The 11024-nt window shown below is 69.0% G+C and carries 13 protein-coding genes; 6 read left to right on the top strand and 7 right to left on the bottom strand.

Annotated features, from left to right (window positions below; all coding sequences use genetic code 11):
* Positions 1 to 430 precede the first annotated feature (430 nt).
* Together F0L68_RS29805 and F0L68_RS29800 are read left to right on the top strand one after the other, a co-directional pair.
* Positions 431 to 1675, top strand: a complete 1245-nt coding sequence (locus F0L68_RS29805; RefSeq protein ID WP_149853155.1) for a thiolase family protein — start codon at positions 431 to 433, stop codon at positions 1673 to 1675.
* The gene (locus tag F0L68_RS29800) at positions 1672 to 3786 is read left to right on the top strand and encodes a 3-hydroxyacyl-CoA dehydrogenase NAD-binding domain-containing protein (RefSeq protein ID WP_188316900.1); all 2115 of its coding nucleotides are present in this window, start codon (positions 1672 to 1674) and stop codon (positions 3784 to 3786) included. The genes F0L68_RS29805 and F0L68_RS29800 overlap by 4 nt, the downstream gene beginning before the upstream one ends.
* 84 nt (positions 3787 to 3870) lie before the next feature.
* Here the strand turns inward: F0L68_RS29800 and F0L68_RS29795 are convergent, their stop codons facing one another.
* Positions 3871 to 4773, bottom strand: a complete 903-nt coding sequence (locus F0L68_RS29795) for a hypothetical protein (RefSeq protein ID WP_149853154.1) — start codon at positions 4771 to 4773, stop codon at positions 3871 to 3873.
* Positions 4760 to 5293: a SigE family RNA polymerase sigma factor gene (locus F0L68_RS29790; RefSeq protein ID WP_149853153.1), complete on the bottom strand. Its 534-nt coding sequence runs from the start codon at positions 5291 to 5293 to the stop codon at positions 4760 to 4762. The genes F0L68_RS29795 and F0L68_RS29790 overlap by 14 nt, the downstream gene beginning before the upstream one ends.
* Before the next feature lie 131 nt (positions 5294 to 5424).
* Between F0L68_RS29790 and F0L68_RS29785 the strand changes: the two genes are divergently transcribed.
* Positions 5425 to 6315 carry a DUF72 domain-containing protein gene (locus F0L68_RS29785; protein WP_149853152.1) on the top strand — a complete coding sequence of 297 codons (891 nt, stop codon included), beginning with the start codon at positions 5425 to 5427 and terminating at the stop codon, positions 6313 to 6315.
* Here the strand turns inward: F0L68_RS29785 and F0L68_RS29780 are convergent.
* From F0L68_RS29780 to F0L68_RS29770, 3 genes are all read right to left on the bottom strand, one after another.
* Positions 6305 to 7051, bottom strand: coding sequence for an arylamine N-acetyltransferase family protein (locus F0L68_RS29780; RefSeq protein ID WP_188316902.1), 747 nt, complete (start codon positions 7049 to 7051; stop codon positions 6305 to 6307). The two genes, F0L68_RS29785 and F0L68_RS29780, sit on opposite strands and share 11 nt — an antisense overlap.
* A gap of 36 nt (positions 7052 to 7087) precedes the next feature.
* Positions 7088 to 7423, bottom strand: coding sequence for a hypothetical protein (locus F0L68_RS29775; RefSeq protein ID WP_149853150.1), 336 nt, complete (start codon positions 7421 to 7423; stop codon positions 7088 to 7090).
* Positions 7424 to 7651: 228 nt separating this feature from the next.
* Entirely contained in the window at positions 7652 to 7951 is a 300-nt protein-coding gene (locus F0L68_RS29770; protein WP_149853149.1) for a hypothetical protein, read from the bottom strand.
* 153 nt (positions 7952 to 8104) lie between these two features.
* Between F0L68_RS29770 and F0L68_RS29765 the strand changes: the two genes are divergently transcribed.
* The 3 genes from F0L68_RS29765 (at position 8105) to F0L68_RS29755 (ending at position 9989) form a co-directional block, all read left to right on the top strand.
* Positions 8105 to 8947: a helix-turn-helix domain-containing protein gene (locus F0L68_RS29765; protein WP_149853148.1), complete on the top strand. Its 843-nt coding sequence runs from the start codon at positions 8105 to 8107 to the stop codon at positions 8945 to 8947.
* A gap of 12 nt (positions 8948 to 8959) precedes the next feature.
* Positions 8960 to 9166, top strand: coding sequence for a DUF397 domain-containing protein (locus F0L68_RS29760; protein WP_149853147.1), 207 nt, complete (start codon positions 8960 to 8962; stop codon positions 9164 to 9166).
* A gap of 124 nt (positions 9167 to 9290) precedes the next feature.
* Positions 9291 to 9989 (top strand): helix-turn-helix domain-containing protein, encoded by a 699-nt coding sequence (locus F0L68_RS29755; RefSeq protein WP_223199251.1) that lies wholly within the window; start codon positions 9291 to 9293, stop codon positions 9987 to 9989.
* A gap of 38 nt (positions 9990 to 10027) precedes the next feature.
* Here the strand turns inward: F0L68_RS29755 and F0L68_RS29750 are convergent, their stop codons facing one another.
* A complete protein-coding gene (locus F0L68_RS29750; protein ID WP_149853146.1) occupies positions 10028 to 10471 on the bottom strand; it encodes a hypothetical protein in 444 nt (147 codons plus the stop codon).
* Entirely contained in the window at positions 10468 to 10986 is a 519-nt protein-coding gene (locus F0L68_RS29745; RefSeq protein ID WP_149853145.1) for a TMEM199/VMA12 family protein, read from the bottom strand. The genes F0L68_RS29750 and F0L68_RS29745 overlap by 4 nt, the downstream gene beginning before the upstream one ends.
* Between the last annotated feature and the right edge of the window lie 38 nt (positions 10987 to 11024).

Genomic DNA, 11024 nt, shown 5'->3' with positions numbered 1-11024 from the left:
ATTCGCTAAGTAAGTGGCATTGTCCCTGGGGGGCGTGCCCTTGGCCAGCGTATCGACCACGCCCAACCAGCGGCAGCAAGATCCGGTGCGCTGTGGACAGCCAGGCACGTTGTGGATAACCGTGCACGGCCGGCCGCTGACCGCTCGGTCATCCTCGAACTCGGCCGAGCGCGCCGACGACGTCCCCGGCCCCACAGCGGCGCAGGAGCCCGAACCTGCGGCCGAACACGCGCCCGGCGCGCAGCTGTGATGCACTCGACAGCGGCACCACAGTGGTTACTGGCCAGTAACGAGGACTAGAGTCTGAGTTACCGGCCGGTAGTTGGCGTCTGTGCTGCCAACCTCCGCGTTCGGTCGCTCGTTGTCGACCGCCCCACGAGGCAATCCTCGGGTCGGGGCGGCATCGCGTCACACAGAGGAGGAAGACGCCGTGGCCGCACCAGCAGCGCCGGCACCGACCGGAAGCGCGACAGCGCGTGCCGTTCGGAACGTGGTCTTCGTCGACGGCGTGCGGACGCCGTTCGGCAAGGCCGGCAAGAAGGGCATCTACGCCGAGACCCGCGCCGACGACCTCGTGGTCAAGGTGATCCGTGAACTGCTGCGCAGGCACCCCGAGCTGCCCCCGGAGCGCATCGACGAGGTGGCCATCGCCGCCACCACGCAGATCGGCGACCAGGGGCTGACAATCGGCCGCACCGCCGCGCTGCTGGCCGGGCTGCCCAAGTCGGTCCCCGGCTACGCCATCGACCGGATGTGCGCCGGCGCGATGACCGCGGTGACCAACGTCGCCAGCAGCATCGGCTTCGGCGCCTACGACATCGCCATCGCCGGCGGCGTCGAGCACATGGGCCGGCACCCGATGGGCGAGGGCGTCGACCCGAACCCGCGCTTCCTCGCCGACCAGCTCGTGGACACCTCGGCGCTGGTGATGGGCCAGACCGCGGAGAACCTGCACGACCGGTTCCCGCACCTGACCAAGGAGCGCACCGACGCGTTCGCCGCCGCCTCGCAGGCCAGGTACGACGCCGCGGTCAAGGCCGGCAAGATCGGCCCCGAGTTCGTCACCGTGGCCACCCGCTCGGCCGAGCAGGGCTGGGGTCTGGCCTCCGCCGACGAGCCGCCGCGTCCCGGCACCACCGTGGAGACGCTGGCCGGGCTGAAGACCCCGTTCCGCCCGCACGGCCGGATCACCGCGGGCAACGCCGCGGGCCTCAACGACGGCGCGACCGGCTGCATCGTCGCCGACGAGGACACCGCGCGCGAGCTCGGCCTGCCCATCGGCATGCGCATGGTCGGCTTCGCCTTCGCTGGTGTCGAGCCCGAGGTCATGGGCGTCGGCCCGGTGCCGGCCACCGAGAAGGCCCTGGCCAGGACCGGCCTGTCCATCGAGGACATCGGCCTGTTCGAGGTCAACGAGGCGTTCGCCATCCAGGTGCTCGCCTTCCTCGACCACTTCGGCATCGCCGACGACGACCCCAGGGTCAACCAGTGGGGCGGCGCGATCGCCGTCGGCCACCCGCTGGCCTCCTCCGGCGTTCGCCTGATGACCCAGCTCTCGCGGCAGTTCGCCGAGCGCCCGGACGTGCGCTACGGCATCACCACCATGTGCATCGGCATCGGCATGGGCGGCACCGTGATCTGGGAGAACCCGAACTGGGACGGGAGTGACAAGTGAGCACGACGCTTTCCATCGACGACGCGAAGGCGCTGTTCCCGGACGAGGTGGTGACCAGGGCGGTCACCAGGCTCGTCCCGGTGCCCGGCCTCGACCGGCCGATCGCGCTGATCACCCTGGACAACGGGCACGACCACACCCGGCCGTCCACGTTCGGCCCGCAGAGCATGCTCAGCCTTGACGCCGCGCTCGACGAGGCGTTCGCCGCGCAGCCGTCGGCCATCGCGGTGACCGGCAAGCCGTTCATCTTCGCGGTCGGCGCCGACCTGACCGCCGTGGAGAAGGCCAGCGCCCGCGAGCAGGCCCTGGCGATCGCCAAGCTCGGGCACGACGTGTTCCGCCGGTTCACCGACTCGGCGATCCCGACCTTCGCCTTCGTCAACGGCGCGGTCATGGGCGGCGGCCTCGAACTGGCGCTGTCCTGCCACTACCGGACGCTGTCGTCCAACGCGGCGGCCATCGCGTTCCCCGAGTGCTTCCTCGGCCTGTTCCCCGGCTGGGGCGGCACGCAGCTGCTGCCGAACCTGATCGGCGCCGACGCGGCCGTCACGGTGATCATCGAGAACGCGCTCAACCAGAACAAGATGCTCAAGCCGGCGCAGGCCGCCCAGCTCGGCATCGTCGACGAGGTCTTCGGCTCGGCCGACTACCTCGAGCAGTCGCTCGCGTGGCTGGTCAAGGTCGTGCGCGGCGAGGTGACGGTCGAGCGCAAGGAGATCGACCGGGGCGACGCCTGGGACGCGGCGCTGGCCAGGGGCAGGGCGTTCGTCGAGGCCAAGACGCACGGCGCGGCTCCCGGCCCGCTCAAGGCCATCGAGCTGCTGGAGCTGGCCAAGCAGAACGACCTCGACCTCGGCTACGCGGCCGAGACCGAGGCGCTCGCCGACGTCGTGATGACCGACGAACTGCGCTCCGGGCTGTACTCGTTCAACCTCGTGCAGAAACGCGCCAAGCGGCCGGCCGGCGCGCCGGACAAGTCGCTGGCCCGCCAGGTCACCAAGGTCGGCGTCGTCGGGGCGGGCCTGATGGCCAGCCAGCTCGCGCTGCTGTTCGTGCGCCGCCTGAAGGTGCCGGTGGTGCTCACCGACATCGACCAGGCGCGGGTGGACAAGGGCGTCGGCTACGTGCACGCCGAGGTCGACAAGCTGCTCGGCAAGAAGCGCGTCTCGCCGGACGAGGCGAACCGGCTCAAGGCGCTGGTGTCGGGCTCGCTGGACAAGGCGGCCTTCGCCGACGCGGACTTCGTCATCGAGGCCGTGTTCGAGGAGCTGTCGGTCAAGCAGCAGGTGTTCGCCGAGGTCGAGGAGCACGTCTCGGCCGAGTGCGTGCTGGCGACCAACACCTCGTCGCTGTCGATCACCGAGATGTCCGCGAAGTTGGCGCACCCCGAACGGGTCGTCGGTTTCCACTTCTTCAACCCGGTGGCGGTGCTGCCGCTGCTGGAGATCGTGCGCGGCGAGCAGACCGACGACGCGACGCTGGCCACCGCGTTCTCGGTCGGCAAGCAGCTCAAGAAGTCCTGCGTGCTGGTCAAGGACGCCCCGGCGTTCGTGGTGAACCGCCTGCTGACCCGCTTCCTCGGCGAGATCATCGGCGCCGTGGACAAGGGCACGCCGTTCGAGGTGGCCGACCGGGCGCTCAACCCGCTCGGGCTGCCGATGAGCCCGATGGTGCTGCTCCAGCTCGTCGGCCCGGCCGTCGCGCTGCACGTCTCGGAGACCATGCACGGCGCGTTCCCGGACCGCTTCGCGGTCAGCGAGAACATGCAGCGGTTCGTGGCGGCCGGCAAGACCGCGGTGTGGACCTGGGACGCCCAGGGCAACCAGACGGTCGACCCCGAGGTCGCGGAGCTGTGGCAGGGCGGCGACAACCCGCTGTCCGAGGAGCAGGTGCGGGAGAACGCGCTGTCCGCGCTCGCCGAGGAGATCCGGCTGATGCTGGACGAGGGCGTCGTGGCCGAGGCGCAGGACATCGACCTGTGCATGCTGCTCGGCGCCGGCTGGCCGTTCTGGCTCGGCGGCGTCACCCCGTACCTGGACCGGTCCGGCGTTGCGGAGAAGGTGACCGGCAAGCGATTCCTGGCCAAGGGCGTGGCTTCCGTCCCGGCCTAGGGACATCAGGTAGCTGAACACCGGGAAGGCCGCTTCCGAGGCGTTGGTCGCCAAGGAAGCGGCCTTCCTGTGTCTGCTGTCAGGTCAGTCCAACCGGAACTTCGGATCCGTGGCCAGCGCGGCGAGCTGCTGCACGGTCAGCGGTAGTTCGCCAAGGCCGGTCAGGCCGGTGTTGGCGTACTCCCTGGCCTGCGCCACGTAGACCACCGTGCCGTCCGGGTGGCGGTAGGCCGCCCACTGGTCGAACGCCTTGCGGTCACTGGTCGGCTTGGTGACCACGCCGACCGGCTTGCCGGCCACGTCGACCACCTGGCACTCGCCGGGCATCCCCCACAGCTTCTGCGCCAGCAGGCAGAGATCGGCTGGCAGGTTGTTGCCGGCCGTGTCCACCTCGGTGAACAGCTCGCCGACACGGCTGTCGTCGCCGCTCTTGGTCACCGGTGTCGTGGCGCTGTACTGCCAGATCTCGCGGTCGCCGACCTTCTGCTCGAACTGCGCCTGCTCGTGGGTCAGCGGTCCCACCCAGTTCTGCGTGGCGGCCTTGAGGTTCTCCGGCACCGCATAACCGGCGGGTACGGAGGAGGCCAGCTGGTTCAACAGCTTGGCTCCCTGGTCGAACCGGGGGCCGGACGACGCGGTGCGGTCGGTCTGCGGCTTGCCGTTCGGTCCGGTCGGCCACACCGTCTTGGTGTCGGAACCGGGGTGTGTGGCGGTTCCGGTGAGCCGCTGGGTGGGCGGCGCCGAGTTGGTCAGCTTCGCGCCGGATCCGGCGGAGTCCAGTCCACCGCCCGATCCCCTCGGCACCAGCACCGCGCCGACAGCGATGCCGACCACCGCCAGAGCGGCGACCCCGCCGGTCAGCATGGCGCGGCGGCGTCTGCGGGCGCTGTGGGCCGTCCGCAGGGCCGCTTCCGGGGCCATGGGTGGCGGGGGGCTGCTTGCCACCATCACCTCGCGAAGGGCGTCCTTGAGTTCACGCTCGTCCATCGATTCCTCTCCCGATCTCGAAGTCGTCGGGGGCGGTGGTGTCGAGCAGGCCGCGCAGCGTCTGCAGCCCCCGCGCGGCCTGGCTCTTCACCGTCCCCGTCGAACAGCCGAGGAGCCTGGCGGTCTCCTCGACCGCCAGGTCCTCCCAGTACCGCAGCACCAGGACGGCGCGCTGCCTCGGTGGCACCTTGGCCAGCGCGGCGAGCAGCACGAGCCGCTCCTCCGGCAGGCCGGTCGACTCGGCGATTCGGTCGTCGCCGGCCTGCTCGGCCACCCGTTCCAACCGGAACCAGCCGCGTCGCCCCTCGGAGACGAACGTCCTGACGAGCGTCTGACGGGTGTAGGCGTCGAGGACCTCGTGCCGGGAGATCCGCCGCCAGGCGAGGTAGAGCTTGGCGAAGGTCGTCTGCACCAGGTCCTCTGCGCGTTGCCAGTCGCCGCACAGGAGGTAGGCCGTGCCGCGCATGGCCCCTGACCGGGCCGCGAAATACTCGGTGAACGCGGCGTCCCGATCGGTCATCCGTCCTCCTTCGTGCTGCGGTCGGGATAGTCACGCCGGCAGGGCCGTCGGAGGTTGCACGAAACGACAAGGCCGGGATCGGCGGATCGCACGAAGTGTGCCGCGAGCCGGCAACGGGCAGACTCGCCCAGATGAGCGGAGACGTTCGCATCGGCACGTCAGGCTGGGTGTACCCGCCGTGGCGCGGCGGCGCCTTCTATCCCAAGGGGCTGCCGCAGCGGAGCGAGCTGGCGCACCTGTCCGGGCGGCTCGGCTCGGTGGAGCTGAACGGTTCGTTCTACGCGCTCCAGCGCCCGACGAGCTACCAGTCGTGGGCCGAGCAGACGCCGGACGACTTCGTGTTCGCGATCAAGGGCGGCAGGTTCGTCACGCACCTGAAGAGGCTGCGCGACGCCGAGGACGTGCTGCCCAACTTCTTCGCCTCCGGCGTGCTCGCGCTCGGGCCGAAGCTCGGCCCGGTGCTGTGGCAACTGCCGCCGAACCTCCCCTTCGACCGGGACCTCCTGTCCCAGTTCTTCGACCAGCTGCCGCGCGACACCGTCGAGGCCGCGCGGCTGGCGAAGCGGCACGACGAGCGGCTCGACGGCCGGGCCCACACCACCACGGACGCGGACCGGCCGATCCGGCACGCGCTGGAGGTGCGGCACAACAGCTTCTGCACGCCCGAGTTCGTGGAGTTGTTGCGCGCCAACGACATTGCCCTGGTGGTTGCCGACACCACCGACCGGTTCCCCAGCATCCACGACGTCACCGCCGACTTCGTCTACGTGCGGATGCACGGCGACCACGAGTTGTACGTCAGCGGCTACACCGACGAAGCCCTCGATGCGTGGGTGCGCCGGATCCGCACCTGGCGCGACGGCAGGAACGTGCGCGGCGAACACACGCTGGCCGCGCCCGCGCCGGTCCGCAGCGCGGGCCGGGACGTGTACGTGTACTTCGACAACACCGCCAAGGTGCACGCGCCGGAGAACGCGGTCGACCTGGCCCGCAGGCTCGGTGTCGGGCCGGCTATCGACTGACCACCGGCACGCGGTCGAGCACGACGCCGAAATGGTCACGGTAGGCGGCGAGGATCGCCGCGTCGTCCGGCAGCACGTCTTCGGTGCGCACGCCGTCCTCGGTGCGGATCAGGCGGTTGCCGCTCAGCGTGATCCGCCCTTCGGCGGTGGTCAGCGAGCAGGTCAGCGAGCGGGTGAAATGGGAGTCCGGCGAGGTCTGCTGCCACCAGCAGGTGGGCACGAAGTCGCGCAGGTCCCTCGGCCGGGTCTCCAGCCGGTACTCGGGCGAGCCGTCCAGGAACACGTCGATGTCGCCGTCCGGGGTGTCCACGAGCCGGAACACGCCCTCGGGGTCGCGCTGCTCGCCGCGCTCGGCCAGCCGCAGCGGGTGACGCGAGAAGCGCCCGAAGCCGACGTCCACCAGCAACGGCTCGGCGGCCTCGACGCGCAACGCGAGGTGGTCGAACGGCGGCCCAGGCACCCCGTCGCGCCCGAACGGCCGTGCGCTCAACAGCGTCACCTCGTGGCCGAGTTCCCGCAGCAGGGCGGCGAACGCGCCGTTGAGCTCGTAGCAGAACCCTCCCCGCCGCCGCCCGACGATCTTGGCCAACAGCGCAGCCTCGTCGAGCACGATCGGCTCACCGAGGTGGATGCCGAGGTTCTCGAACGGCACGGTCCTCAGGTGCGCCCCCTGCAACTCGGCAAGAGTGTCCCGCCGCGAGGCGCCGATCCGCTCCAGGTACGCGTCGGCATCGATCATGCACTCATCCTGCGCCCTCGACCATGGTGGAGGTCAAGCACACTCCGCGTCTGCGGCGATGAGTTCGTAGCCAGCCGCGCCGAGCGGGTGGTGGTAGACCTGCATGGCGGGAGGCACCTCGGCCCGTAGCCGTCTGCCGAGAGCCCGCCCCTCGGCGGTGAGGGCCGCGAGATCCGGGTGGCGCGAGGGCTCCAGGTCGTCGGCGGACGCACGCCTGGTGAGATCGCGGTAATGCTCGTCCCAGTCCTCGATGTCGTCCAGGAGTTCCTCGCTCAACGCGACGACGTCGACGATGTCGTCCACGTCGTAGGGTTCGACGGAGGAGCCGCCGAGCGACACCCAGAACTGGTAGCCGGCGAGTCCGGCCACCAGTTTGATTGAGACACCCCGCCACTCCCTTCGGCTCGTCGACGCTTCCGCCGGGAAGAGAGCGTCGGGGACGGGTGCTTTCGTGCATGGCAGCTGAGCGGACACGAACACGTGTTTTCCTTCCACAGTTGACACTGACGATGCATGGCGTGGAGCGGCGCGGGCGGGAGAGTGCTCTGGAGAAGCCGCCGCCCGCGCCGTCCAGGACAGCGGTCGAGGTGGCTCGACCTAACCGTCGTCGGAGGGTTCCCGTACCGGGAGGAGAGCGCGGCTGAGTTCCGCGCGGAGCACGCACCGCGCGGACTGGCAGGTCGCGCAGTGGCCGAACTGGTCCAGTTGGTGCGCCCGCAGGCTCGCGTTGATGGCGGCCACGAGCCGGTGGGTTTCGGCGCGAGCCATCCAGAGGACCGTGCGATCGTCACCGGTCTGCGTGGCGATCAGCATCAGCGCGAGATGGCGACGGATCAGCGCGTCCAGCCCGGCCGCGTCCGCGTCGCCTCGACCGGGCAACACAACAGGTAGATCCATCACCACTCCCCTTCCGCCCATCGAGGATTGCAGGGGAAGATTGAAAATCGCAATGTCCTCACGTCATCCATATAGGTGACATTTCCGCAGGTAAAGGCGATGTAGATCTAATTGAGATGTAGATTTCTTGCAGAGCTTGCAAGGAGGAAAAAGATGGCCAAGCAGCAGGCGAGCGTCAGCACCAGGCACATCGGCCTTGAGCTGGAACGGCACCGCCATGCCGCCGGGATGAATCTCGAACAAGTCGGCAAGAAGCTCGGACTGTCAGCTGCCACGATGAGCCGAACCGAGAACGGTAAGCGTGCGCCCAGCAGCGAGGAGGTCGCCTCGATACTGACCGTCCTCGGGGTCACCGGAAGCGAGCGTGAGCGTCTGATCGAACAGGCACGGAGCGATCACAGCTCCGGCTTGTTGACCACTGACCTCAACGCGCAGAGCCGGACGTACCAGGGTCTTGAGAGGACAGCGACAAGCATCACCAACTTCGAGCTGGTGCTTGTGCCAGGACTCGCCCAGACAGTCGACTACGCGCACGCGGTCATCTCGACGCTCCAGTTCCACGAGAGTGACAGCGAGATCGAAGCCCGGGTGGCGCGTCGCATCTCCCGCCAAGCGATCTTCACCCGCAAGCAACTCCCCGAACTGAACTTCATCGTCACCGAGGTCGGGCTCCGGCTTCCGATCGGTGGGCCGAGGGTGATGACAAGCCAGGTGCGACACCTCGTTGACCTCAGCGAACGGCCACAGATCAACATCCGGATCGTCCCAGCCGGGGTCGCAGCGCATCCCGGTCTGACCGGCTCGTTCGCGCTCATGAGTTTCAGCGACTCCGTCATCGTCTGCGTCGAGTCGCGTACTTGCGGCATGTTCCTCGACGACCCCAGGCAGGTCGAGTTCCATAAGCTGACGGCGGAGAAGCTGTTGGAGATCGCGCTCGACGAACAGGAGTCACGACGGCTCATGCTGTCCATCGCGCGCGATCATGATCGAGAGTGAGCTGGAGCGAGGATGACTGCGCATACTCGGCTGCTCGCGTCCTGGCGCAAGAGCAGCTACAGCGCCAACGAAGAGAACTGCGTCGAGGTGGCTTTCACCCCGGCCATGGTCGGCCTGCGGGACTCGAAGAGTCCTGCCGCAGGACACATCGAGGTGCATCCAAGCACCTTCCGTGCCTTTGTGGACGGCATCAAGGCCACTAGGCCCGACTCAGTCTGACGACGGACGCGGGAGCGGGACGGTCCACGCATGCGGTCCGTCCCGCTCTCCCGAGGAAGAGCACCCAAGCTGGTGCGTGTCGGGGCCAGAAAGTCGGATGCCGTACTGCCCTACGATCGGTCGCGTGCAGCCCGATGAACGTCTGGAACGTGTCCGTCTGTTGCGGGAGCAGGGTCAAACACCCAAACAGATCGCCCGTGGCCTGGGGATCACGCCTGCCGAGGCTGCGCGTCTGGTCCGCTCTGCGGCCATCCTGGCGAATGCCGAAGCATCCGAGCCGCCGCTGGCCGGCTGTTGGATCAGCCCGAACTGGAGTACCGGCCTGATCTTCGGTGATCATCCCGACTGGCCCGTGGACGAGGACCCGGCAGCCGGGACCGACGGCTTGGTCTCGGTACTGGTCGCCCGCAAGCACCGGCATGACAAGGTCTCGGTCTGCGGCTATCTGGCCGATGTCTACTGCCTCGGCGTGAAAAACGCGTTGGGCCCGAAGATCATGGACGATCTCGGGCTGCGTGGATTTGTTCGAGAGTACTTCTCCGGGTACGACGGTGATCCGCTGAACGCGCCCATCGAGTTGGCGCGCGAGGTGGTGTTCGGTTCCCTGGAGTACGCGCGTGGCCTGGGCTTTGACCCTCACCCCGACTTCGCCGCCGCCGAAGGGCATCTCGGTCCGTGGTCCCCTCCGAGCACCATCGCCTTCGGTAGAGATGGCAAGCCGCTGTACGTCTCGGGGCCTTACGACGACCCCCGGCCGATCGTCCGCACCCTGGAACGAACCGTGGGAGTGGGGAACTTCGAGTTCCTGTCGGTCGCGGAATAGACCGCAGCACTGGAGGTCAATCAAGCCGAGTCTGCCGCTCAGTTGCGCAGTCGCACCGGCCACACCTGCCGTTCCGGTGCGAGCACGAGTTGTTCGCCGCCGGTCAGCCAGATCCGCGTCCAGCCGTCCGGTTGGAGTTCGAACATCTCGACCTCGCCGACCGGGCCGGCGGAGCCGTACAGACGGAAGTGCTGTCCCGGCAACAACTCCGGCGCCGCGCAGGGCGCCAGGTTGACCGCCCTGGAACACGGCCGCAGCCCGGTCGTGTAGTACTTCCACACCCCGAAACCCACGGCCGCGAACAGCCAGGACACCCAGGGCAGGTCGTAGCTGATGGGCAGGAACAGGAAGAAACCGGCGAGCGCCGCCCACAGCCCGGAACTGACGGCCCACGAACCGATCTGCAACCAGCCGGTGGTCCGAATGATCCCGTTCTGACACAGGCCGCGCGGCGTGCTGCCGTCCTGGAGCCGGATGGTCACGCGCGCCGCCACCTGTCGCGTTTGTCCGTCGCGGTCGTGCCGCACACCATCAGCGTGCCATCCGAGGTGACGCCGAGAGCGCCGTCGGGCGAGCAGAACGCGCCCGGGTGCACGCCGACGATCCGGGGCGGCGGTGCGGGTTCCTCCGTGGTCGGTGGCGGCGCTGGCGGTGTGTACGCGGTGGTCCGCGGCGGCGGCTGCGGTGGCGGCGGGATCGACGTCGTGGTGGAGGTGGCGGTGGCTGCGGGAGGTGCCATCGTCGTTGTCGTGGCCGGCGGTGGCGAGGTGGTCGGCGCGCTCACCGTTGTGGCGCTTGGGGTTGCGGCGGCAACCGTCGTGTCCTCCGGCGCCTGGTTTGACGTCCGGCGCACCGGCACGGTGGGACCGAGGGTCCCGACCAGCACCGCCACCACCACGAATCCGCCGCCGAGCGAGACCAGCAGGCGGGACCAGGTCGGCGCGCGCCACCACCAGCGCGCGACGGCGTGCGGTTGTCGACTGTGCGATGTGGCCACGTGGGTGTGGTCGGACGTCGACGGCAGCGCGTTATCGA

The sequence above is a fragment of the Solihabitans fulvus genome (assembly GCF_008386585.1).
GTDB lineage: Bacteria > Actinomycetota > Actinomycetes > Mycobacteriales > Pseudonocardiaceae > Solihabitans > Solihabitans fulvus.
This window is presented reverse-complemented; position numbering and strand designations above follow the sequence as displayed.